Source organism: Pseudomonas sp. HY7a-MNA-CIBAN-0227, from assembly GCF_040310325.1.
Classification (GTDB): Bacteria; Pseudomonadota; Gammaproteobacteria; order Pseudomonadales; family Pseudomonadaceae; genus Aquipseudomonas.
This window is the reverse complement of the sequence record NZ_JBEOPT010000004.1, coordinates 154,584-179,201: the sequence shown is the minus strand read 5'-3', so window position 1 is coordinate 179,201 and position 24,618 is coordinate 154,584. Positions and strand designations below refer to the sequence as shown.

The window sequence follows — 24,618 nt, the reverse complement described above, 5'->3', positions numbered from 1 at the left end:
CCTGAACTGGACCGTTATCATCAAATGGCTGCCCAAACTGGCCCAGGGCGCAACCCTGACCATGGAGCTGGTGGCCATTGCCGTAGTCGTCGGCCTGCTGCTGGCGATCCCCCTGGGCATCGCTCGATCGTCGCGCCTGTGGTACGTGCGTGCCCTGCCCTACGGCTACATTTTCTTCTTCCGTGGCACGCCGCTGCTGGTGCAGTTGTTCCTGGTCTATTACGGCCTGGCGCAGTTCGACGCCGTGCGCGCGAGCGCCCTGTGGCCCTATCTGCGCGACCCGTTCTGGTGTGCCACCGCCACCATGACCCTGCACACCGCCGCCTATATCGCCGAGATCCTGCGCGGCGCAATCCAGGCCATTCCACCGGGTGAGATCGAGGCAGCGCGGGCCCTGGGCATGTCCAAGCCCAAGGCGCTGTTCTACATCATCCTGCCTAGGGCGGCGCGCATCGGCCTGCCGGCCTACAGCAACGAAGTGATCCTGATGCTCAAGGCCAGCGCCCTGGCCAGTACCGTGACCTTGCTGGAACTGACCGGCATGGCCCGTACCATCATTGCCCGCACTTACCTGCCGGTGGAGATCTTCTTCGCCGCCGGGCTGTTCTATCTGTTCATGGCTTACATCCTGGTACGCGGCTTCAAGCTGCTGGAAAGCTGGTTGCGGGTCGATGCCTGCCAGGGACGCTGAAACCCGGTTGACGGGTGAGTACCTGCTCGCCCGCTTCCAGGCGCTGGATGCCTTCCTCACCGAACATCAAGGGCTGTGGCAGCCACGGCCCTTTACCCATCTGCAATTGCCGTGGGAAGCCAGGCATCCCGAGCTGGCCCAATGGCTGCGCCGACGCTCCCTGGCCGAGGCCGAGAGCAGCCATAACCAGCCACATACGTTGCCAGCACCCGCACCGTTTCCTCAGTTGGCAGCCCAATCCCGGACGCTTAGTGCTGTGGATAACTTGCCGACGGCTGCCCTTGCTCCTGCGCCACCGCGCTTGAACGTAGACGTTCCCGGCCGCAAGTGGCAGCAGATCGAGGCCTTCGGCGCCGCCCTGCAGTTTGCCGACAGCTCCACACACTGGCTCGATTGGTGCGCGGGCAAAGGCCATCTCGGCCGCAGGCTGCTGCAACCAGGACAACAACTGACGTGCCTGGAATACGACCCCGCCCTGATCGCTGCCGGCATGGCCCTGAGCAAGCATCATCGATTGCCCACGAGCCATTGCCAGCAGGATGTGATGGCCGAGGATGCCGCGCTGCAACTCAACCGCAAACACACACCCGTCGCCCTGCACGCTTGCGGCGACCTGCATGTACGCTTGATGCAACTGGCAAGCACCGCTGGCTGTAATCAAATGGCCGTGGCTCCTTGCTGCTATAACCGCATCAGCGCCGAGCAGTACCAGCCGCTGTCCGACCCCGCCCGACGCTCGGCTTTGCGCCTGTCGGTGGAAGAGCTCGGCTTGCCGTTGAGCGAAACCGTCACCGCCGGCGCCAGGGTCCGCCAGCAACGGGACATCTCAATGGCCAGGCGCCTGGGGTTTGATCAGCTGCAACGGCAACTGCGCGGGCGTGATGACTACCTACCAACACCGTCGCTGCCCAGCAGTTGGCTGGGCAAGCCTTTCGCCGATTACTGCCAGGAACTGGCAGCGCTCAAGGGATTATCCACAGGCGAACAGGACTGGACGACGTTGGAAACGCAGGGCTGGCAACGCCTGGCCGAGGTGCGAAACCTGGAATTGGTGCGCGGCCTGTTTCGGCGCCCGCTGGAAATGTGGCTGGTGCTGGATCTGGCTCTGTTTCTCGCGCAAAACGGCTACAGCGTGCAGGTGGGCCGCTTCTGCGAAACGGCGCTGACCCCGCGCAACCTGATGGTGCTGGCCGAGCGCGATTTAGGGGCAGATTTTCCAGCCGCAGCCTGTGGATAACTCTGTTGATGAAATTCTGGCGAAGGCCGTAGCAGCAAGCGCTACAGAGCAAAATGCTGACTGATCATTTTTTGTTCAACAAATAAAACGCACGCAAAACAGGCAGTTGCAGCCCAATGAGTGCAGCGCTACAAAATGGCTGTTTCAGCCCATTTCCAACCACCAGATTGTGCATAAGCATCTGGCGGTAACGGCATAACCCGGCCACTCAGGGCAAGATTCGTGGGCTGATCAGCAGGCGGCAAAGCTCATGGATATCGTCACAGGCCATGCTGGCGGCCTCGTTATCCAGCGGATCATCGCCAAAAGCCAGCGCCTCGCTGATAGCCGAGTCGCGATGCACTACCTCCAGCAGATTGTCCCCAAGACGCCTCTTGAACACATCGAGCATGTCCAGGCTGAAGGCTGAAGTCTCATCCAGTTGGTTGATCACAAAATGACAACGAAGCGGCGGATTGCGCTCAAGGTGCGGCGCCAGCAACAGGTCCATCTGCTCCAGGGTACCCAAGGACGCAGCATCCGCCTGGGCAATCACCAACACCACATCGGCGACCTCCAATGCCTGGTGCAAATAGACATTATTGCCAGCGGGGGTATCCATGATCACGATGTCTTGCTCGCCCAAGCCCAGGCCTGACAGGTGCTGCGCCAACCAGCCCGGCTCCTGTTTCAACCAACGCAGCAGGTCGTCTTGTTGATGGATATCCGTCTCGCCAAAAGACACCACCCGACAGCCGCAAAAACCCGACTGGACAAGCTGATCCCAACACTCATTGCGCAAGCTGGTGCGACCGATACCGGGCAAGGCGTGATTCAAGCCAAAGTGATGATTCAAGGCATTCTGCGGGTCCAAGTCCAGGGCCAGCACCGACTGCCCCAAACGCTGTAAACCGCTGCTCAATGCCGTCACCAGGGTACTGCGGCCGACACCACCATTGACCGACACCAACGCCACCACTCTGGCGTGGCGCGCAGTGGCATTGGCCGGTTGCGGCTGTTCATTGGCTGAGGGGGCATAACGCGAAAACGACGGACCCCCTCCCATGCCGGGGGCGGTACTCTCGTCGACCGGGACATCTTCGAAAAAGTGCCGCATCGAAGTCGTCTCATGATCATTACTGGCAGTGTTCTTATCGAACAACACAAAAATATCGTCGGCTCGGCTCACGACCTACACTCCCTTGTCACGGCGCATCAAAGACGTGAAAGGTCAGCTGGTACTGCCGCTTACCGAAGGTCTTTTTGTGGGCGCCTTTATTTGGGCATTGTGTGACAGGGTGATGTAGGTGTCATTATTTTGGTGTTTTCGAATTAACACTTTAGACAAGCGGTAAAAAGACAACTTAATGACGCATCAATCGCAAACTTAAACATCCCACAAATACGACTGCTGAAAACCGCCCGTTCGACAAACTCCTTCACCCGACCCCCTTCAACCTGCTCGACCGTGCCGACAAACCGCACATCCGCCCAATACATGCGGCCGTCAGGAAAACCGAAACTCCATGGGACATCCCCACGGCCTTGCGTCCTCCAGTGACTTGCGCTGGCCGAGTTCAGGAGGCCAGCGCGGGGTTGGGAGACTCTCGCGTGATAGCAATTGGCGACCACCCAAAAAATGGATAGCGGGGAATCTGCGGTGCATTGGGAAACCACCTTCGGGCGGTGTCGACGGCGCGTGCGGTGAGGTTGAATCCAAGGGGTTGCTACGAAGCGGATGGGGAAAAAGCTGGGTATCTGAAAAATAGTAAGAATTCAGGGGTTTACAGACGCTTGCCAATCGCTATAATCAGCGCCCTAACACGCCGGTATAGCTCAGTTGGTAGAGCAACTGACTTGTAATCAGTAGGTCCCGAGTTCGACTCTTGGTGCCGGCACCATCCAAGGTTCCAGAGAAGGCTTTCAAAATCTCTGGAACCCCCGAAAAACCCGCCTTCTGGCGGGTTTTTTCGTTTTGGCGTTCCGTCGGATTCCGCCAAAATCTTATGGATACCAGCCGTTTTAAGGATAAAGATAGGGGTAAGGTCATTCGATAAAGGGAGGAGTACCCTTATGTCGCGCACCACTGCCCCACTCTCCGATTCGGCTTGCCGTTCAGCCAAGCCCACCGACCGCGCCTACAAGCTTTTCGACGGCGACGGCCTCTACCTTCTAGTCCAACCCAATGGCCGTAAAGGCTGGCGTCTCAGGTATGTCAAACCTGATGGACGCGAAGGACTGACCTCGTTCGGCAGCTATCCCGTGGTCGGCCTCGCCGATGCGCGCAACAAGCGCCTGGAGGTCAAGCGGATGCTGGCGAAAGGCATCGACCCCATAGAGACCAAACACCAAACCAAGACGCAGGCCGCAATCAAAGGCCGAACCTTTGAAAGCGCCGCACTGGACTGGCACAAAGCGATGTCTGCCAAATGGGCTCCGGGCCATGCCAAGACCGTCCTGAGCCGTCTCAAAACCCATGTCTTCCCGCTGATCGGCGCTCGCTCTATTGTCGATCTGGACACCCATGACCTGATGCAACCTCTGGAAGCGATCCAGAAACGCGGCACGATTGACGTCGCTTTAAGGGTACAAAACTACCTGCAAAGCATCATGCGCGAGGCGAAACGTGCTCGACAGATCGTGGCAAACCCTGCCTCCGACCTTGAAGGTTTGATCAAAGCTCCGAGGGTGATTCACCGCCCTGCTTTATCCTTATCGCGTCTGCCTGAATTGCAGGAGCGTATCGACACCTACAGAGGCCGCGCACTTACCCGGCTGACGGTCATGCTCTCGCTGCATGTGTTCGTCCGCTCCAGCGAACTGCGCTTCGCCCGCTGGAGCGAGTTCGACCTCAAGCGCGGCACCTGGGAGATACCGGACACTCGACCCGCGTTGGACGGAGTACCCTTTTCAACAAGGGGTACGAAGATGGCCGGCGACATCCACCTTGTACCCTTATCGCCGCAAGCCGTGACCCTGCTTGAACAGATCCACGTCCTCACCGGCAAATTCGACTTGGTGTTTGCAGGCGATGCCAAGCCCTGGAAGCCCATGTCTGAAAACACGGTGAACAGCGCACTCAGAAAGATGGGCTACGACACCAAAACTGAAATCTGCGGCCATGGCTTTCGCTCAATGGCCTGTAGTGCGCTGATTGAATCTGGACTGTGGTCCGAGACCGCCATTGAAAGACAGATGAGCCACAAGGAACGCAACAACGTCCGCGCCGCTTACATTCACAAGGCAGAGTTCATCGAGGAGCGTAGGCTGATCATGAACTGGTGGAGCCGGTATCTGGAGGCCAACCGGCAGGAGCACGTCACTCCACATGAATTCGCGAACCAGACCGGAGCGAACGTTACTCGCCTAAAAGCAAAACGTGGCGCAACCGAGTAAGCGCTCGGTCTTCATATCTCAGTGATCCGCTTGTCCACGCGGGTCCATCCAAACAGGGCTGCAAAGCCGCCCTGCTTGGATGGACCTCACTAAAAAAAATATAAAGCCCACGCAACTGTCTGTGGAAAACCACTGATTTCCACCGGTGGATAATTTCATCCACAGCCGCAGAACTCCCGAAAATTCGAGCCTTGACCCAAATTATCCACAAGCGTAGAAAAGATCGGGCAAAGCGCTGTCGTTGACAGCAACCCAGGTAGCCAGAACCTTTAAGGCTACGCCACACCGTGGCGGTTCACCCAAAGTGCGATTAGCGTCCGGCGGCTCGCACGGTCACAGTGATGTGATGGATGCCTACTTTTATCAGTGTGCCCACTGCGGCAACTCATACTCTTTCATAGCTGCCCTGCAGCAACCTATCCGCTTGGCCATTTCATTGCGCCAACCTGCGCCCGTCTCTTTCTCCCGGAAAGAGACGGGCGCTCCTACCGCAGCTGCAGCCCAACTCGTACAAGGCGTTGCGGCATCCCCCCTCGTGACAATCGGCGTGACAAACACCGAAGTCACCAGCAACAGCGATGTAGATGATGGTGCCGCTGCCCAAGGAATGGACTGCACCTGACTGACAGTCAGGCATGCCCCGGTCATCGCATCACTGCTTTTACCTGACTCAGGATCTCGCGGCGTTGGTTTCGTCAGCCGATGCAGCCCCCACCCGCCCGCTTCCTCGGAAGTGTTCAGGAGGCCAGATCATGAGATGCCCAGGCTCCCGGTCGTAAAGAGCCGCCAGTCCCGCGTTAGTGGACAACCCTCACAGGTCGCAGGGGCCTTGATCCCTGATAACACTCAACATTCTTGGCGGGATGACGTGGGGAAGGTTTCAAAGATTTTGGCTTCGAGAGGAGTTTGATCATGGCATCGGTAGGCAGACGGGATGGGCGAAATTTTGGCTATGGCCGACAACTGAGTTATGCCGGGCCGCAGGCGCTACGTGATCTGTTTGGCCGCGGGCATTACGGCACGGTGAAGGCGCACGGTGATCGCTGGCAGGCGTTTGTGCGGTGGTGTCGGTCGGAGGATGGGCCGGGGTTTAACGATGCGCGGCAGATAAATCGGCAGATCTTATTGGACTATGCCGGACATCTGCGGCAGCAAGTTGAACATGGGGCTATAAACATCGCCACCGCACAAAACCGGTTATCCAGCGTGAACCGAACCATGGCTGCGCTTCGCGGTGATCAGTATGTGAAAGTGCCGAGTCCGAGCAAGGCGCTGGGAATGCGGCGTACCAGCGTCCGTCGCTCGGTGCCGCAAGGCCAAGACCGCGAATACGTGAAGTGGATCGTTGACGAACTTTGCGAACATCAGCAGCCGCGCGCTGCGGCCATCGCTCAGTTAGCGCGAGCCACCGGCATGCGCTTGCGTGAGGCGATTTTGGCCGACCTTCCTCGACTGCAACGAGAAGCCGAGCAACTCGGGAGGATCAACATCCAGGACGGCACCAAAGGTGGCCGCGGCGGAGCAACAGCACCTCGCTGGATCATGGTGGATGACCATGTTCGCGAAGCACTCAGATATGCCGAGCAGGTCTTACCGCATGGCAGCCGCAACCTACTGGCACCGAACGAGAGCTACCTCGATTTCCAGCAACGCGTCGTACGCCCCACCCGAGACATCCTCCATACGCACAACCTCAAAGGCTTCCACGAACTGCGCGCGGCCTATGCGTGCGAACGCTATGAGCAAATCACCCACTATCCCGCGCCCATCAATAATGATGGTCGTTGCGACCAGTTTGACCGGCCCCTTGATCGGCAGGCCCGAGACCAACTCAGCTATGAACTCGGGCACGGCCGTATCGACGTGGTATCGGCTTACATCGGTGGTCGAGCATGAGCAAGCCATTCGATATGGAGCTGTTCCTGGTGGGCGTTCTGACCGGATCGCATTCCACCCGCAAGCGTCATCTTCGTCAGTCGAAGGCCATCCAAGAAGCAATTGCTGAGCGTTGGCAACGCGACAATCCCTGGGTTTGGCAGCGAAAGCATCTCCTATGGTTCCTGGATCACTACCTGAACAAACATGCAGGAGCAACGTGCTATTACTACGTTTTAACCATGCAACTGATCACCGTACGCCTAGGAAAACCTTGGCAGTTCAAATGTCACAGCAAGGTCAGCATCTTGCTGCAAAAACGAACAAAAAAAATGGTTGGGTACCCAGTATCGGACTCCATCTGAGACTAGATCGCTCCGCGAATGCCGATTCTGCAGTTGTAGTGGCATAATGACGGGATTGCGCCCAGCACCATGTGCTTAGACATGGCAGGTTCGTACTACAGCGCTGCTCTTGCAAAAAAGGAGTCGAAGATGCCATTGAAGGTACGTTTTTTAAAGGCGCTGCATGGCGATGCGATTTTCATCACTGCTATAGATGAAGATGGAGTCTCGACCATTCTTATTGATGGGGGCCCCCCCTCAGCCTTCACCCCTCGGGAAGTAGGTGACCATCGTGATGGCGCACTAAGGAAAATGCTTGATGAGCTCGCAGGTAACGGCGGGCAAATAGATTTGCTCATCATGACCCATGTTGATGAAGATCATATTGGTGGGCTCATAAAAGGCTTCGAGCCCCCCCATCACCTACGAAATCTTACTAGATCAGTAGTTTTTAATTCAGGCCAGCTCATTCATGAACACTTTAAATTAGCTGACGTAAGCCAGAATGTATTACGCGGCAACTTTAGCGGGTCTTCACAAACGAGCATCAAGCAAGGGATAACATTCGAAAAGCTGATTACAGATGCTGGAATATGGAAAAGAGAACTATTCTTACAGTCAATGGAGCACGATCTAAAAAATGTTAAAATTCGTTTTTTATCACCAGATGAAGCAGGCATAAAGCGATTACTAAGAAAATGGGAAAAAGAACAGACATCACCATTTACTTCAAAACGCAACACAGACTATAAACAAACATACGAACAGCTATTAAATAATGATGCATTTATTGAAGACAATTCAATACACAATAATAGCTCAATAAGTTGCATTATAGAATTCCAAAGCAAAATAATTTTGTTATTAGGTGACGCCCCACCGAGTAAAATATCAGATGGGCTGCGATCACTTAACTATTCAAAATCCAATCCCATCACCGCTGATCTCGTGAAATTATCTCATCATGGCAGCAAAGCGAATACTAGCCCAGAACTATTAGACCTTATAAATTGTGACCATTACGTAGTAAGCACGGATGGTTCTCGACACGGCTTGCCAAACAAGCTTACTTTTGCACGCATTCACCACCACAATCCAAACGCCACAATTTACTTCAATTATCCCGAAATAATTAAAACCATCTATACACAACAAGAAATAGAAAAACTAGAAGGTAAACTAAAGGGTTTGAACGGGGATTTTTGTCTTGGCTGACTTTTCAGAAAAAATGCGTGACCATACAGTACGTGTAAATGGCGGAAGCGGGGTAGTCATCCAGCCCTCGAACGATCGTTATACATACATACTCACAGCAAAACATGTGATAGAGACTGCCGAAGATAGTGGCGAGTATTTTGATGTTGGCCAGATAACTGTTACAACATACAACGAATTAGAAATTGAGCTATCCAACAGAATTATAGACCCTGATAATGATATTGCGATTCTCAAGACCAGAGAAAAAATACCATCAAGTTTACTCAGGTGTATAGACGAGATTGACCGCGATCAAATAGTACATGTATGTGGCTATCCAGAAACCCGAGAAGACCAAGTTGGCGAAAGGCAGCTCAACGAATTTCGTGGAGTCACTGGAAAAATCAGACCCGATCACTTTGTTGTCACTCTTGAAAACAAACCGGGTCACGATCAGATAGTTGGTGTTTCAGGAGGAGGTGTATTTAGAGATTTAGAAATTGATATTTTTCTTTGCGGCATAGAGTCAAAAGTCGAAGGTAACTCTACCCGTGAGTTTCATGGGAAAATAGAATGTATCCCGCTGGAAGCAATAGATCGGCTCTTGGAAAAAAATGATGACTATGAGCCAATTCTTGCCCCTCACTTACACTCATTTTCCAACATAATAAGTAGGACATTTCAATTCCGAGGCATTTCAACACCGACCGGGGCTGATTTTTTAAAAAGTATATTACACGACTTTGCTGCAGAGCTTGATCGACAAAATCTCCCCACGCCGAAAGATATACACGAGCGTTATAAAGAACAACTGCTCATCCGCAACTCACCTAGTGAACATGCTCTTGAAGTCATGCTTTGGATAGGTTACCTAGAGCTAATTATTATAGCGGCACTAATTGATGAAGTAAAAACAGTAGATTTTGGCTATCTCGAAAAAAACTCATCCCAGCGACGCTTCCTATTCAAAGCAACAAAAGAAAATTGGATGTGGTTATTAAGAGACATCTACACGTCTGACCTAAGAGGGTTACAGCCTGGAGGTATCATCATTGTAAGCACGGCAGATTCAGAGGGAATGTACACCCCACCTCCAGAGGCGCTAGAGCAAGTTATCGCGGATATTGGGAAAGTCTACCCTACTGAAACCAGGATAGACTCTCCGATGATAAACCCCGTGACGGAGTTTAAACTTTATCATTGGGCCGGACTTCACCATGAATGCGTGACTTTAAATCAAAGTTTTTATGTCAAAGGCAACCAATTCTCTGAAGAACATAATGCCGCCTGCTTGTTGAAAGAACTCAAGGAGCACTATAGTGATTTTATCAGAAAGCAGTAAAAATATTAGCTTCCTTACTGAATCATTCCCAGAACTAGACTTCAAACTTTTCGATACTAGAACCACAGACTCAATCAATTGTTTTGTCTGCAGTGGAAATACGAATGTCACGTTATTGAAGTATTGGAGCCAGATTACAAGCTGCATAGCAACAGAGTTCCAAGCAAAACTAAACAACAAGTATCTAGCTTGGAATATTTACCTTGTATTTCTTTGCACAGAAACCATTGATAAGACCTTAAAATATAAGATTGAGAATGACAAATTCTCGTTGCGAAAACTGGTTATTGACAATCCCCACATCCAAAACGACATTGACAAACTACTCAACAACGAAATACTTGGTCATGATTTAGAGTTAATAAATCAAAAAGACATACTAGAAGCAAATGCAGAACATAAAAAAAGCGAGCTCCAAATAATTATTGAGTCTCTTGATGAAATACCTCCAGGTTCTAAAGAGGACGTAGCCTCCCAACGCTTATTGCAACTAGACAAGCTTGTCTCATTGGTGAACCACGATGAAGATTAAAAATGTTGAGATTGTCGGATTTAGAGCATATGCCGACGAAGGAGATGGCAATTTCAATTTTTCTACAAAAAACGTAGAAGCAGCCAACTTCGTTTCGATCTACGCCCCCAATGGATTTGGCAAGAGTTCATTATACGATGCTATCGAATGGGCCATCACCAATAATATAGGGAGATACATTCGCGACGGCCTCAGATCTAATAATGACAGTACCTCGTTGTATCTGAATACTGCAGAAAGCGGCCAAAGTATCCTTCGGAATAGATATATCAGTGAAGATGCTCCGTCTTACGTAAAAATCAATGTAACAGGGAATGGAAAATTTGAGCGTGATGTAAGAAAAGCTGCACTGGGTAGACGTGACTATGCTTTTAAACCTGAAAACACTGATGAAAGCACAAAGCACCTCACGGATATATTCTTATCACAAGACGCCATTGATGCCTTTTTAAAGGAGGAAAAGCCGGAAGTAAGATATGAGAAATTCGTTAAACATTTTGGAGGCAATGATGAAAAGTATCGAGCCAAATTAAATGCGTTACGAAAAACATGCAACGCCCAGATCAAAAAACTGACTACCTACTCTATTGACCTTAAGGCAGTAATTGAGGAGCCAATAGAGGAAAAGGCTATTGAGTTAGTAAACAACACTATAGACTCACTGAATGAATTAGGCGAAAACTTCGATAGAATTTTGCCAATCTATGACTCCACCTTGGAGCTCAACTACAAAAATAAAATTACAAAAAGAACATTAGAAATATCAGAAGAAATAGATAAACACAAACGCATACTAGAAGTGGTAAACGCATGCTTAACAGGCCTGCCTGATTATTACAGAGCAAAAAATTCAACTAACAGTGCATCACAAAGACTTCAGGCCCTTCAACAGAATAATATACTACTTAATGAGCAAATCAGGCTTCAGTCTACATTACCTGAGCTTCGTACAAAGCTCAGCCAGATAGGTGAACTGCTCAGCAAACATGATTCAGCAGCATCCCAACTCGATCAATACATCGTTGAAACAACAGCCTTAGAGAAACACAGACATAATGAGAGCGCACTTTTAGCTGATCGTAATGTGCAAGAAGCGAACAGTAATCGACTGAAAGCTCAACAGCAGGAAATCCAATCAGCTAAACTGGCAATCGAAAATCGTCTGGCAGAAATTACCAGGCTTGAATTAGCTATCAACCCTATACATGAGCAGATAATATTTACTCAGAGGGACATTAACGACCATACTGTACAACTCGACCTCTCTATTAAACGGCTTAATGGCAGCATAGCAGCGAGAGATGCATTCGAAACAGAGATTAATCGAATAAATTCAATTCCAGAAGATAGAAATATTCTTTACTCTTCTGATTTAGCCACCCTAGGTGCACCACAAACATTTCCAAGTGAGCTTTCTCAGGCACTCAGCAACATCGAATCCTATCAAACACAAATCACCTCACATGAAAAAAGTTTAGCTTGCATAGCCGCGGATACGGAAACATTAGAAAAACTTATTAGCCTTGCCTCTGAGTTAATAGGAATCGAACATTCAGATAAATGTCCTGTTTGCAGCCATAAACATGAGTCTTATGAAGCGCTATCGCAAAAAATCCTGAATAACAGTAAATTTTCTTATCAACAACAGTCGATCATCAAAGCAAAAAATGAGGTCGAACGTAAACTTCAGGAAAATGAAAGCTACCTTACTCAAGCCTTCAAATATATTAACGAACTCAAGGCCAAAAAAGTATCAGCCCTGAGATCGGAACTGGGTAGAGTGCAAGATGAATGCCTCAACCACACGAATCAGCAGCAACTTCTGAAGCTAACAATAGAATCGTTAACCGCTCAACTTCAAGAGCTCAGAGCAAAATTATCATTCCTCGACAAAGAAGAGTTTCTAGAGCGCTGTCGTGAAGAGTCCGCGCAACTTACGCAAAAAGATGTCGAACTAAACTTTCAACACAAAGCAAACGAATTAAAAGCAAATGAGATATTAGTTGCACTTCAAAAAGTGCGAGAGGATATTGAATGGGTATCAGCCACAATAGCTCACCTTTCAAAATCGCCGTCGATACAAACTGTAGGCACCTACCTACAACAGCATGCAGTCGCAAGAAACGAAGAGCATGCTTTCTTTAGTGATAGGTCTCAAGAACTAAAATCTCAAGCAGTCGAGCTTTCGGAAAAAATCGTCAATGAAAATCAAAATTTAGAAAAAATAACCAAAACCATTGGCGATTCAACGGGGATATTTGAGCAAAATCAACTTTCAACTATGCTTGATGCCATGACTGTTGAGCTCAACAAAAGCGAAGAAACTATTATACCGCTTACATCCAATTTACGGCTTCTTGATCTTAACCCTGAAATCTCAGAGTCATTATTAAAAGCGAGCCTGGTTGAACTTGAACAGTCGAGCCTTAACACCATTGAAGCTCAACGAAAACTTGCATCTTTTGTAGAAGTTTTCTCTGGCCAATTAGAAAATATACTACCAGCAATTAATAAATCGAACGCCCGAAACGAATTAGCATCAATTCTAGATCAACTAAACAGCTACTCAGTCCTAAATATTAAACTTGGCGAAGAATTTGTAAACGTCGAAAGCCGTTTAAAAAAACGAATAGATAGCTTCTTTTATACGGAACTAATAAACCGTATTTATCTAAAAATTGATCCACACCCTTCGTTTAAAATTGTAAAATTCGAATGCATATTCCCTGACGACAAACCCAGACTAGAAGTATATCTAGAAGAGGAAGATGGCAAAAGAGTTGCGCCTAATCTGTATTTCAGCGCAGCGCAGTTAAATATACTTAGCTTAAGTATCTTCCTCGCTCGGGCGCTTCATGTACAACACGAGGAAAAGCCCGTTGAAACCATTCTTATAGATGACCCAATTCACTCCATGGATTCAATCAACGTTCTATCCACCATCGATTTACTTCGTAATATAGCCGTTCGCTTTGACCGACAGATCATTCTTTCTACTCATGACGAAAATTTTTTCGAGTTGCTTAAAATCAAACTCCCTTCGGAAACTTACGAATCTAAGTTCATAAAGCTTGAGTCTTTCGGAAAAGTCGAAAAGACTTAGTCCGACGGTATACCCAAGAGTGGTTTCTCGTATCTATACATGCTGAGGGGCTAGTAATTCTAGCCCCCTTTATCTTCAGGCAGCTCGTAACCTTAGACTTATTAATGAGCGTCACAATTTCACAAGGTAATAAGGGTAGTTTTAGAGGTAGTAATCTATACTTTATTATACAAATGCTAGTAATAATAGAACGTTATTAATGAGTTCGACTCCTGGTGCCGCACCATACGCTACAAGGCTTAGGCCAACCTTCGGGTTGGCCTTTGTCGTTTCTGGGTTAGGCAAAAACACGAAACTGACACGCTACGAGTCTTGCTTAGCCTCCCTCCTCGTTTTCGAGTCCCCACCCGCACTACGCTTTGCCAAAAACTCTCCAACCAACTCAAGCGGCGGCATACCAAGAGCCTCGGTGAACGAGCCATCGTCAGCAACTGATTGACCAAGCGGGTGCTTCGATCCACACCGGCAATCAGATGTTGAAGTGATTCATGGCGTTCACTTTCATTCGTGGCGTCCAACAGACTATGTGCGCGCACCCTTAATATCGCTAACGGTGCGCGCATGTCATGAACCGCATCAGAAGTGAGACCCTGCGCATGCCATATAAAGGAGCAATCCCTTGCCCCTTTGATGATTAGCCTGGAAACAGGAGCGGATTCAAGCCGCTACGGGCAAAGCCTTCTCTTTCTACCTCAGCATCCAGTGCCAGCGAAGCCAGGTCGTCGGCGAAGACTTCTTGGTAGTTGGCGCGATCGAGGTAGAGCAGTTTTAGGTAGCTCATGCAATGCGAGCAGCTCTCTGCCTTGAGCGGCGCGTCCTTGGTTTCCAGCGACCAATAGTCAAGCTTGTCGCCCTCCTCGCAGTTGCTGCACTTGACCCGCACCATGTGCCAACGGCTTTCGCACAGCCCGCAATGCAGGTAGCGCAGGCCGCTCTGGTCGCCACCCAAGACCACACTGGCACTGGGCGAGCCAGCACAGACCGGGCAGAACTGACGCTGCTCACCCAGTTCGGCGCTGGCCTCAAGCGGCAGCCGTGCGGCGAGCTGAGCCCAGTACAGCGACAGCGCGCTCCACAGGAATAGCGCCCGACCGCTGCCCACCTGGGCGAAGTCGCCGGCGAGCAAGCTGTCGGCCAGCTGCTCCAGCTGCTGAGAACTGCTGTCCCCCAGCTCGTCGAGCACCGCTTGCGCTTCAGGCGAGGCGTTCGGCCGTAGTTCTTCAATCAAGCAGCCCAATACCTGCTGCCAATAAGGGTCACGATGAAGCCGGGCGTGATCCAGCGGCGCCTGGCCGTCTATCAACTCAAGTCGGGCGTTGGCGCTGTCCGGTAGCGGAAATGTGTCGAGCAACCGCTGCTGCGCGGCGGCGATGCCAGCCGTGAATTTCAGGTAATCGCCCATGGCATGGCCTTCGGCCAGTTGTACCAGGCGACTGGCACGGACCTGGTAATGCTGATTCAGGCGTGGCAGCAGCAGTGGCGTAATGTGTTTCACCCCACCGGTGGGTTCCTGAGCCGGGGCGAGCTTGATGCTACTCATGGGTGGTCCTTCTTCGTGGTGTCACCGGTGATCTGGCGATACCAGCGCGGATGGTGGATGCGGGCCCATTTGCGGCTGACGTAGCCGGTAGACATGCTGTCGACCGAGCCCTTGACCCAGAACGCCAGGTAGATGTGGCCGATGATCAGCAGCATCAGCAGCACGCCGGCGATGGCGTGCAGCATCAGGCCGATGCGAATCAGTGGGATCGAAAACAGCGGTGCGAAGTAGGGACGCCAGATCACCACGCCGCTGATCAGCAGCAAGCTGATCAGACCCATGATCCCCCAGAACAACACCTTCTGCCCGGCGTTGTACTTGCCGGTGTCCAGCTCATCGACATGTTCGCCCTTGAGCACTTTGCCGATATTGACGAACCATTTGCCGTCGCTGGCTTCCGGCAGGTTGTATTTGACCAGGCGGATGAACATGTAGACGAGAAAGACGAATATCGTCACGCCCAGGAACGGGTGCAGGATGCGCGCCAGCTGTGGGCCGCCAAGCAGGTTGTTCAGCCAGTTCAGCGAAGGAAAGAACCAGGACAGGCCGGACATGGCCACCAGGAAGAAGCAGATCACCATCAGCCAATGGCTGATACGCACCACATAGGGGGTACGCAGAAGGCTGTTGCGCTTGTTCATACCTGGGTCTCCTCTTCTTTTTTGTCTTCATCCACTGTCTGCGGACCCACCCCTACATAGTGGAACAGTGTTCCGGCCAGCGTGATGAAGAAGGCGGCGGCCGCCACCGGCTTGAGCCAGCCCTTCCAGCCGTGAATGGCACTGCTGATACGCGGATCAGTCGGCAGCTTGTGATACAGCTGCGGCTTGTCGGCGTGTTGCAGGACGTAGATAACGTGAGTACCGCCGACACCCGCCGGATCGTAGATACCGGAACCGGCAAAACCACGCCCCTTGAGTTCTTCAACACGCTCCTCGCCGTAGTGCAGCATGTCCTCCTTGCTGCCAAAGCGGATCGCCCCGGTCGGGCAGGTCTTGACGCAGGCCGGCTCCTGGCCGACGGCGACTCGGTCGGAACACAGGGTGCACTTGTAGGCCTTGTTGTCCTGCTTGCTGATGCGCGGCACATCGAACGGGCAGCCGGCGATGCAATAGCCGCAGCCGATGCAATGCTCGGACTGGAAGTCGACGATGCCGTTGGCGTACTGCACGATGGCGCCCGGTTGCGGGCAGGCCGTGAGGCAGCCCGGCTCGGCACAGTGCATGCAGCCGTCCTTGCGGATCAGCCACTCGAGCTTGCCCGACTCGTCGTTTTCGTATTCGTCGAACCGCATCAGGGTCCAGGTATCCGGCGACAGGTCGCGCGGGTTGTCGTAGACACCGACGTTCTCGCCGACCTCATCGCGCAGGTCGTTCCATTCGTTACAGGCCACCTGGCAGGCCTTGCAGCCGATGCAAGTGGTCACGTCGATCAGCTTGGCTACTTCCGCCTTCTTGTCGCGCACCTGGGATGGTGGCGTCAGAACGTTGGTGGCAGAGCGCTTGATGATGTCTTGAGATTGCATGGACATAAGTTCGCTCCGTTACACCTTTTCAATGTTCACAAGGAAGGCCTTGTATTCCGGGGTATTGCTGTTGGCATCCCCCACGCCTGGGGTCAAGGTGTTGGCCAGAAAGCCCTTCTTAGTGCTGCCTTCGTAGCCCCAGTGACAGGGAATACCGATTTGGTGGATTTGCTGGCCATCGACCAAGAGCGCACGGATACGCTTGGTGACCACCGCCTTGCCGCGGACAAAGCCACGTTTGGTGGTCAGTTTGACGGTGTCACCGGCGACAATGCCCTTCTCCGCTGCCAACGTCTCGCCGATCTCGATGAACTGTTCGGGCTGAATGATGGCGTTGAGCTTGGAGTGCTTGGTCCAGTGACGGAACAGCTCGGTAATCGAATAGGTCGTGGCTACGTAGGGGAACTCTTCCCGCGTGCCCATGCGTTTGGCGTCGTTTTCCAGCAGGCGCATGGTCGGGTTAAAGGTCACCTTGGGATGCAGCGGGTTGTTGGCTAGGGGCGACTCAACCGGCTCATAGTGCTCGGGGAACGGGCCGTCGTTAATGTTACCACCGGCGAACAGCCGGCCGACGCCTTCAGGCAGCATGATGAAGGGACCAGCTTCGTTGCCCGGCGCCAGGGTCGCGCCAAAATCGGGCACGTCGCTGCCAATCCAGCGGCTGCCGTTCCATTCCAGAATCTTGCGTTTCGGGTCCCAGGGTTTGCCCTGCGGGTCGGCCGAAGCACGGTTGTACAGAATGCGTCGGTTCTGCGGCCAGGCGAAGGCCCAGCCCGGCGTACAGCCCAGGCCCGTGTCGGTGTTGTCGCGACGAGCCATCTGGTTGCCCTGCTCGGTCCAGGACCCGGTGAACACCCAGCAATAGCTGGAGGTGGAGCCGTCGTCACGCAGCAGCGAGAAGTCCGACAGCAGCTCGCCCTTCTTAGCCACCAGCTTGCCGACGTCGTCGTAAAGATCCTGCAGAGCGTAGCCGTTGGCGCGTTTGGCTACTTCTTCGGGTTTCGGATCCCAAGGGGTGGAGAAGTTCCAGTTCATGTTGAGAATCGGCTCGGGGCAGGTGCCGCCTTCCTGCTCATAGAGCTCGCGCACAGCCATGAACATATGACCGAGGATCTTGCTGTCGTGCCAGGCCTCGCCGGGCGGCTCGGCACCTGCGAAGTGCCACTGCAGCCAACGCCCGGAGTTGACGATGGCGCCGTTTTCCTCGGCAAAGCAGGACGATGGCAAGCGGAAGACTTCGGTCTGGATATTGGCCGTGTCGACGTCGTTGAACTCGCCGTGGTTCTGCCAGAACGTCGAGGTTTCGGTGGCCAGTGGATCGATCACCACCATCCACTTGAGTTTGGAAAGCGCGGCGCTGGCCTTGTTCTTGTCGGGCATGGCCGCGACCGGGTTGAAACCCTGAACGATGTAGCCGTTGACCTTGCCGTCGTACATCATGTTCATGAAGTTGAGCATGTCGTACTCGCGGTCCCACTTGGGCAGCCAGTCGAAGCCCCAGCTGTTTTTCTTGGTAGCCTTGTCGCCCCAGAGGTCCTTCATCAGGCTGGTGAAGAATTTTGGGATGTTCTTGTAGTAGTTGACCTGACCGGCCTGCAGTGCCTTGGGCGTGGTCTGGGCGAGATAGGTCTCCAGGTCCGGCTGGTTGTCGGTCGGCAGGTTCATATAGCCCGGCAGACGGATCGACAGCAGGCCAAGGTCGGTGTAGCCCTGAATATTGGAGTGACCACGCAGGGCATTGATGCCGCCGCCGGCCATGCCGATGTTGCCCAGCAGCAGCTGGATCATGGCCGCGCCACGGATCATCTGGGCGCCGCTGGTGTGCTGAGTCCAGCCCAGGGCGTAGAGGAAGGTTGCGGTCTTGTTCGGCGCGCTGGTCTCGCCAAGGATCTGGCAGATTTCCAGGAAGTCGGCCTTGGGCGTGCCGCACAGGCTGGTGACCACTTCGGGGGTATAGCGGCTGACGTGCTGCTTGAGCAAGTTGAATACGCAGCGCGGATGTTGCAGCGTCGGATCGCGCTTGGCAAAACCGTCTTCGCCCAACTCGTAGCCCCAACTGCTCTTGTCGTACTGCTTCACGGCTTCGTCGTAACCGCTGAACAAGCCCTCATCGAAGCGGTAATCCTCACGCACGATCAGGCTGGCGTTGGTGTAGTGCTTGACGTACTCATGCTGGATTTTGTCGTGGATCAGCAGGTAGTTGACCACGCCCATAAGGAAGGCAATGTCGGAGCCGGCGCGGATCGGCGAGTACAGGTCGGCCACCGCAGCGCTGCGGTTGAAGCGCGGGTCGACCACGATCACCTTGGCGCCGTTGCGTACCTTGGCCTCGATCACCCATTTGAACCCTACCGGGTGCGCCTCGGCAGGATTGCCGCCCATGATCAGCACCACATTGGCGTTCTTGATGTCGACCCAGTTGTTGGTCATCGCGCCGCGGCCGAAGCTCGGGGCCAGGGCCGATACGGTCGGACCGTGGCACAGGCGAGCCTGGCAATCCATGCCGAGGATGCCCAGGGCGCGGCTAAAATAGAAGTCGAGGATGCCGGTTTCGTTGGACGCCGCCGAGGAGGCCAGCATGCCGGTGGACAGCCAGCGATTGACCGTGGTGCCCTGCTCGTTCTTCTCGATGAAGTTGGCGTCGCGGTCGTCCTTGATCAAGCGGGCGATGCGCTTGATCGCCTTGTCCCAGCTGATGCGTTCCCACTTGTCAGAACCTGGCGCGCGATACTCGGGGTACTGCAGGCGCTGTTCGCTGTGGATGTAGTCGATCAGGCCAGCACCTTTGGGGCACAGCGAGCCACGGCTGACCGGGTGGTCCGGATCCCCCTCGATATGGAAGATCCGCGCCTTGGCGTTCTTTGCGCCATCACCCAGGCTGTACATCAGAATGCCGCAACCGACCGAGCAATAGGTGCAGTTGTTGCGGGTTTCCTTGGCTCGCAGCAGTTTGTACTGGCGCGGCTGGGTCGCTTGAGCAATGCCCGGGGCAAAGCCCAGGGTGGCGGCGCTGGCGGCGGCGACACCGACAGTGCATACCTTGAAGAACTGTCTTCTGCCGAGTTCCATGGTTATCTCCTCATCAGGTGCAATAATTGCGCTTGGATCATTCGCTCCGGCTTCGTAGTGGCCGAATGCGATCAGGCGTTTCGAATGCGCCACCCCCTCACCCGTCGAGATGAATTGACGAGTGAGGGGGTGGCATGGGCTATCGGGTTTTGTCGGGGTCGCGGGTGGGTTCGGGGCTCGGGCTGTACACCCGTGGAGCGTCGCGGTGTGGCGCATGGATCAGGTTCAAATGATGGCGACGGGCCCAGTCCACGGTCAGGGTGGTGGGAGCCGACAGACTGACCAGGGTGCCGATTCCGGCGCGCACGGTCTTATGCAGCAGCTCCAGCCCACAGCGACTGGTGACCACGGCAAAGCCGCCGTGGCTGTCCTGGCCGCCACGCAACTGGGCCCCGATCAGTTTGTCCAGGGCGTTGTGCCGGCCGATATCCTCACGGCACAGCAGCAGTTCGCCGTGGCGATCGACAAATGCGGCGGCGTGCATGCCGCCACTGTGACGGGCCAGTTGTTGAGCGGTATCGATGCGCCGACGTAGCTGTTGCAGGTGTTCGGCGGCCGGCAACGCCGAGGGTGTCAGTGGCGTCAGCTGCGGCAGCGCCTGCTCCAAGGCATCCACGCCACACAGACCGCAGCCACTGCTGCCGGTCAGTTGTCGGCGGTGCTGCTTGAGGCTCCAGAAGGCGCGGCTGCTGATTTGCAGCTCGGCATGCCAAGCGGCGCCCTGCCCTTGCGCAAGGCGCAGGTCGTAAATGTCATCGATATGGCTGATGGTACCGTTGCTAAGGCTGAAGCCCACCACGAAGTCTTCCAGATCACGAGGCGAGACCATCATTACCGCCTGATTCAAGCCGTTGTAACTGATGGCCAAGGCACTCTCGGTGGCCAGCGCCGCCTGTTGCCGGGTCTGCGGCGCACCGAGTTCAGCGTAGGTATAAGTACTGGCAATGCTGCTGGATTGTGGGTTGCCGTTACCGCATGGCTTAGCCTGGAGAGGCATAGCGTGGGCCCTCCGCCCCATGTGACTATTTATCTCATGTCGACTAGTGTAAACCCACAGAAAATATATGGCTAATCGTTAGGAGCCTGTGGTTGGCTAAAGTCGAGGCATGACGACAACCTATCGCCCGTATTAACCAAATCAGACCCTGATGTTGCCACCGTCGGTGAGCGAGTGGCTGCCAGAAGGGCATTTGGCCTATTTCATCAACGATGCGGTGAACGCGCTGGATTTGCGTGCTTTCCACGCCCGTTACGAAGGCGACGGCCGGCGTAATACGCCGTTCGATCCGCGCGCCGGGCGACGACGCCACATGGCCAGTGACGATTGCCAAAGTTGGTCAAAATAACTCCCCCAGAGGTGTCTAAAACCCGGGAGAGATTCATTCGTATCCGCCCAATCACTCGCGGTCACCCACGATCACGGGACGGACTACATCTACTGGTTGATGATCATGCGCGCTAACTCGACCGAGCGTTGCGAACACAGCAACTGCCGTGAGCACGCTGCCGGCGCCCAAGATGAAAAGCAGATAACGACTAGGTATTTCCTCCTCTGGCGTCGGTAAAAGTATTAGTCGGCTGGAGGAGAAGCTCGGTGTACGCCTATTCCAGCGCAACACCCGCAGTATTGCCCTGACGTTAGAAGGGTCACTGTTTCTTGAGCGGTGCCGACGGATACTTTCGGAGCTTGAAGCCGCAGAAATGGAGCTAAGCAATGCCCGTGAACAACCGAGGGGCAAGTTGCGAATTAGCTTGCCTCTAGTCAGCGGTCTAGTGATGCCAGCAATCATTCAATTCATGCGCACATACCCCGAAATAGAACTCGACATTGATTTTTCTGATCGAATGGTCGACGTTATTGAGGAGGGTTTTGATGCTGTGTTGAGGACAGGCGAGCCTAGTGACTCTCGGTTGTTTTCTAAAAGGCTGGGGGGCTTTCAGCTCCAGATTGTGGCGTCTCCGGACTATCTCGCACAGTACGGTGTACCCAAACGGCCAGCGGATCTCGCTACGCACTCATGTTTATTGCACAAGTTTCCTTCAACAGGGAAGGTTGAACCTTGGCCGCTGCGCGTTGAGACCGGAGAGCCGGATTTCGAGCTACCTCAGACCATGGTGTGCAACACGACTGAAGTGATTGTCGATGTGACTCGTTCAGGTTTGGGAATTGCTTGCCTACCTGACTTCATGACTTCTAAGTCCATCAAAAACGGCGAACTGGTTCGGGTGTTAGTAGACTATACGGCTCACACTGGGGTGTTCAGGCTTCTGTGGCCATCAAGCAAACATCTTTCTCTAAGACTACGGGTCTTCATAGATTTTATGCACAGTCAGCTATTCACTAGCGACCTGCATGGATAGCTCGTTTATCTACTCGCCAACGCAGCTCACCTCACAGCAACGACCCTAAGCCCAGGATGTCGCAATAACATCACCGCTTGACAGTCCTGCTCCTTTGCCAAGCTCATCAGCTAGGCGGTTCACCTAAGACAAACCAAGAGCGTTCACTGACTTTCGCGACCAATCGCAGATCAGAGGGTAATGAACGACAGGCTGGCGTGTTCAAGAACGATCAGCCGTGCCGCCCAAACCTCAAGCCCCCTTGCGCTCCAGATTTATTAATTGCTCTTGCTTCTCCCTCCCCAGACAGGCCAGGGCCAACGTACGGGCACTGCCTCACGGCCGTTGCTGTAACGGGTGATTCTGCGTGTCCCCACGCCAAGGGCTTCGGCGGCTTGTGTCAGGTTGAATCCGGTGGTCACTGCACGTCTTCAAGTTTTTCGCCGAAAAACGCGGTGATCTCGGGCACATCGATGGCACTTAGCCATATTTCTAATTGACACCCCCTCCTTGGTCCTTTAAAAACCCATGCATTCGCTGTGGCGGTTGTGGGGCGAGCTTGCTTGCGCAATGGGTTCAGAGGTGTCGTGTTTATCCCGTGAGCGCGCGTCATCATTAGCGACCATCGCAGGCAAGCCAGCGCCTACAGAACAGCCAGAACAGCTGCATTACTCACCTTTATCGAGACATGGATGTCGAAGAATCCTCCTCTTTTCAACTACCGCCGCTATTGGCTCGCTGCCCTTATTGTGTTGCTGGCTGTGCTCGATCCTTTTGGTCTGGCCAGCTCAAGCGACAAGGCCTCCGCGCAGTGGCTCAACCGTATGCTTGCCAGCAAATACCACAACGACGGTCAGCAGCGGATCGCGGTGGTGTTGATCGACGATGCCTATCTGATGCGCAACAACACCTCGTGGCCGATGCCGTATGGCGAGCAGAGCAAGCTGTTCAAGCGTTTGCTGGCGTACAAGCCCAAGGCGCTGTTTGTGGATTTGTTGTACAGCCACGATCACTCGTTCGGTGATCCGGCGCGGGGCAGTCAGTTGTTGGCGAATGTGTTTGAGCGTTATCAGCGTCAGGGCATTGCGTTGTGGCTGGCCAATACCGGGGTGGCGCGGGGTGAGGACGGGCAGGCCAATACGCTGGAGCATTTTGCCCAGGTGAGCCGGCCGGCGCTGGTAGTGTGGGATGGCGTCGACGACAAGTATCCGCTGGCGGTGCCGACGGCGTTGGGGGTGATGGAGACGCCGGCGTTGGCGATGTATCGGCAGTTTTGCAAAGGGCTGGCGTGCGATGAGTTGCCGGCGGATGCCGAGGCAGCGGCGCGGTTACCGCCGATTGCGGTGCAGTGGGGGTTGAAGCTGGCGCCGGAGCAGGTGCGAATTGCCGATATTCGTCATTGCACGCCGTCGCGCAATTTTGTGCTGGATGGCGTGGCGCAGTTTTTCCAGGCGGTGTTCTGGAAGCTCGATGACTCGGCCCAGGCGCGCTGCCCTTACAGTTTTACCTTGTCGGCCAGTGATCTGGAGGTCAGTTCCGAGGAGGATCAGGCCTTGCTCGCTGAGTTGCTGCGTGATCGGCTGGTGATGGTCGGGGCGAATATTACTTCCACGGGCGACTTGGTGCAGTCGCCGGTGCACGGGCAGGTTCCGGGGATTTATCTGCATGCCATGGCGCTGGATAACCTGATCACCGACGGCATGGATTACGACCGGGAGCCGGCGAATCTGCCGTTCTTCAATATCAATTGGCTGGACGGGCTGGAGCTTGGGCTGTTGGCGTTGATTGCCGTGCTTAAGGCTCTGCACGCCCGGCGCTCGGCCGGCCTGCATACCTGGAGCCGTTGGCGGCGCCAGGAGATCTGGTTTTTCTCTTCGCCGTACCTGTCGTGGCTGTTGGTGATGCTGGTGTTGTTGGCGGTGTGTGTACTGCTGCACTTCAACCACATCACGCCGGTCAACGTGCTGGGGATTGTTTTGCTGTCACTGGTGCTGTTCAGCGAGCGGATCGAAGCCTTTTTCGACCGTGGCCGCTGACGATGCCGTTTTCTCGTCTTACTCAAGGAACTCAAGGATGAACAGAACCTTCATCGTGTTACTCGTCGCACTCTTCAGCCAAGCCGTGCTGGCCGAAACCCACGCCATCAAGGCGTTCCTCGCCGACCCGGTGGCGGTGCTGGATGAGCAGGGCAAGCAAGAGCGGGAAATCGCCCAGAAGGACGCGCCCAAACAGCCGGTGCCCGTGTTGCAGTACAACAAGGCGCTGGACCTGGTGCAGGTGGAACTGGCGGGCCAAAAGGTCTGGCTGGACACCATGGATCTGCGCATCGACCCGCCGCTGAATGTGGTGGACCTGCCCTGCCAGATGATGCCCAAGAGCCTGGCCAAGGACAGTCACAACAATTCCACCATCGGTTTTGGTGCCGGCTGTAATCAATAAGGGAGCATT

At 53.8% G+C, this 24,618-nt stretch carries 17 protein-coding genes, 1 tRNA gene and 3 pseudogenes; 14 read left to right on the top strand and 7 right to left on the bottom strand.

Translation table 11 applies throughout. The annotated features are described in order from the left end of the window. Position 1 precedes the first annotated feature (1 nt). Together AAEZ06_RS08890 and AAEZ06_RS08885 are read left to right on the top strand one after the other, a co-directional pair. Complete coding sequence (locus AAEZ06_RS08890) at positions 2-691, top strand: ABC transporter permease (RefSeq protein ID WP_149411370.1); 690 nt, start codon at positions 2-4, stop codon at positions 689-691. Then, the gene (locus tag AAEZ06_RS08885; protein WP_149411349.1) at positions 672-1,928 is read left to right on the top strand and encodes a methyltransferase; all 1,257 of its coding nucleotides are present in this window, start codon (positions 672-674) and stop codon (positions 1,926-1,928) included. Before AAEZ06_RS08890 ends, AAEZ06_RS08885 begins: the two co-directional genes overlap by 20 nt. 208 nt (positions 1,929-2,136) lie before the next feature. Here the strand turns inward: AAEZ06_RS08885 and bcsQ are convergent, their stop codons facing one another. Next, complete coding sequence (gene bcsQ, locus AAEZ06_RS08880; RefSeq protein WP_149411350.1) at positions 2,137-3,096, bottom strand: cellulose biosynthesis protein BcsQ; 960 nt, start codon at positions 3,094-3,096, stop codon at positions 2,137-2,139. A gap of 636 nt (positions 3,097-3,732) precedes the next feature. On the opposite strand from bcsQ, the gene AAEZ06_RS08875 reads away from it, so the two are divergent. The 8 genes from AAEZ06_RS08875 (at position 3,733) to AAEZ06_RS08840 (ending at position 13,696) form a co-directional block, all read left to right on the top strand. After that, positions 3,733-3,808, top strand: a tRNA-Thr gene (locus tag AAEZ06_RS08875). A gap of 172 nt (positions 3,809-3,980) precedes the next feature. Beyond that, positions 3,981-5,303 (top strand): tyrosine-type recombinase/integrase, encoded by a 1,323-nt coding sequence (locus tag AAEZ06_RS08870; protein ID WP_350613934.1) that lies wholly within the window; start codon positions 3,981-3,983, stop codon positions 5,301-5,303. Between the two features lie 912 nt (positions 5,304-6,215). Continuing rightward, a complete protein-coding gene (locus AAEZ06_RS08865) occupies positions 6,216-7,199 on the top strand; it encodes an integrase domain-containing protein (protein ID WP_350613932.1) in 984 nt (327 codons plus the stop codon). Beyond that, positions 7,196-7,543 (top strand): hypothetical protein, encoded by a 348-nt coding sequence (locus AAEZ06_RS08860; protein ID WP_350613930.1) that lies wholly within the window; start codon positions 7,196-7,198, stop codon positions 7,541-7,543. Before AAEZ06_RS08865 ends, AAEZ06_RS08860 begins: the two co-directional genes overlap by 4 nt. A gap of 129 nt (positions 7,544-7,672) precedes the next feature. Then, positions 7,673-8,737 (top strand): ComEC/Rec2 family competence protein, encoded by a 1,065-nt coding sequence (locus AAEZ06_RS08855; protein ID WP_350613928.1) that lies wholly within the window; start codon positions 7,673-7,675, stop codon positions 8,735-8,737. Next, positions 8,730-10,061 carry an ABC-three component system protein gene (locus AAEZ06_RS08850; protein ID WP_350613926.1) on the top strand — a complete coding sequence of 444 codons (1,332 nt, stop codon included), beginning with the start codon at positions 8,730-8,732 and terminating at the stop codon, positions 10,059-10,061. Before AAEZ06_RS08855 ends, AAEZ06_RS08850 begins: the two co-directional genes overlap by 8 nt. Beyond that, the gene (locus AAEZ06_RS08845) at positions 10,039-10,593 is read left to right on the top strand and encodes an ABC-three component system middle component 1 (protein ID WP_350613924.1); all 555 of its coding nucleotides are present in this window, start codon (positions 10,039-10,041) and stop codon (positions 10,591-10,593) included. The genes AAEZ06_RS08850 and AAEZ06_RS08845 overlap by 23 nt, the downstream gene beginning before the upstream one ends. Further along, positions 10,583-13,696 (top strand): hypothetical protein, encoded by a 3,114-nt coding sequence (locus AAEZ06_RS08840; RefSeq protein WP_350613922.1) that lies wholly within the window; start codon positions 10,583-10,585, stop codon positions 13,694-13,696. Before AAEZ06_RS08845 ends, AAEZ06_RS08840 begins: the two co-directional genes overlap by 11 nt. Positions 13,697-14,109: 413 nt before the next feature. On the opposite strand, the pseudogene AAEZ06_RS08835 reads toward AAEZ06_RS08840, so the two are convergent. The 6 genes and pseudogenes from AAEZ06_RS08835 to fdhD all read right to left on the bottom strand — a co-directional run. Then, positions 14,110-14,277 (bottom strand): annotated as a pseudogene (locus AAEZ06_RS08835) (histidine kinase dimerization/phospho-acceptor domain-containing protein); the annotation flags it as partial. 53 nt (positions 14,278-14,330) lie between these two features. Next, positions 14,331-15,236 (bottom strand): formate dehydrogenase accessory protein FdhE, encoded by a 906-nt coding sequence (fdhE, locus tag AAEZ06_RS08830; protein ID WP_350613920.1) that lies wholly within the window; start codon positions 15,234-15,236, stop codon positions 14,331-14,333. Continuing rightward, positions 15,233-15,877, bottom strand: a complete 645-nt coding sequence (locus AAEZ06_RS08825) for a formate dehydrogenase subunit gamma (RefSeq protein ID WP_149415185.1) — start codon at positions 15,875-15,877, stop codon at positions 15,233-15,235. Before AAEZ06_RS08825 ends, fdhE begins: the two co-directional genes overlap by 4 nt. Further along, complete coding sequence (gene fdxH / locus AAEZ06_RS08820) at positions 15,874-16,761, bottom strand: formate dehydrogenase subunit beta (protein ID WP_306108740.1); 888 nt, start codon at positions 16,759-16,761, stop codon at positions 15,874-15,876. Before fdxH ends, AAEZ06_RS08825 begins: the two co-directional genes overlap by 4 nt. Before the next feature lie 18 nt (positions 16,762-16,779). Next, a complete protein-coding gene (fdnG, locus tag AAEZ06_RS08815; protein WP_149415186.1) occupies positions 16,780-19,830 on the bottom strand; it encodes a formate dehydrogenase-N subunit alpha in 3,051 nt (1,016 codons plus the stop codon). A 139-nt stretch (positions 19,831-19,969) separates the two neighbouring features. Continuing rightward, complete coding sequence (fdhD, locus tag AAEZ06_RS08810; RefSeq protein WP_149415187.1) at positions 19,970-20,827, bottom strand: formate dehydrogenase accessory sulfurtransferase FdhD; 858 nt, start codon at positions 20,825-20,827, stop codon at positions 19,970-19,972. 151 nt (positions 20,828-20,978) lie between these two features. Between fdhD and AAEZ06_RS08805 the strand changes: the two are divergent. From AAEZ06_RS08805 to AAEZ06_RS08790, 4 genes and pseudogenes are all read left to right on the top strand, one after another. Then, positions 20,979-21,119: pseudogene (locus tag AAEZ06_RS08805) on the top strand (IS5/IS1182 family transposase); the annotation flags it as partial. 244 nt (positions 21,120-21,363) lie between these two features. Further along, a pseudogene (locus AAEZ06_RS08800) lies at positions 21,364-22,191 on the top strand (LysR substrate-binding domain-containing protein); the annotation flags it as partial. Positions 22,192-22,862: 671 nt separating this feature from the next. Further along, a complete protein-coding gene (locus tag AAEZ06_RS08795; protein ID WP_149415189.1) occupies positions 22,863-24,206 on the top strand; it encodes a CHASE2 domain-containing protein in 1,344 nt (447 codons plus the stop codon). Positions 24,207-24,243: 37 nt separating this feature from the next. Then, the gene (locus AAEZ06_RS08790; protein WP_133103076.1) at positions 24,244-24,609 is read left to right on the top strand and encodes a hypothetical protein; all 366 of its coding nucleotides are present in this window, start codon (positions 24,244-24,246) and stop codon (positions 24,607-24,609) included. Positions 24,610-24,618 lie beyond the last annotated feature (9 nt).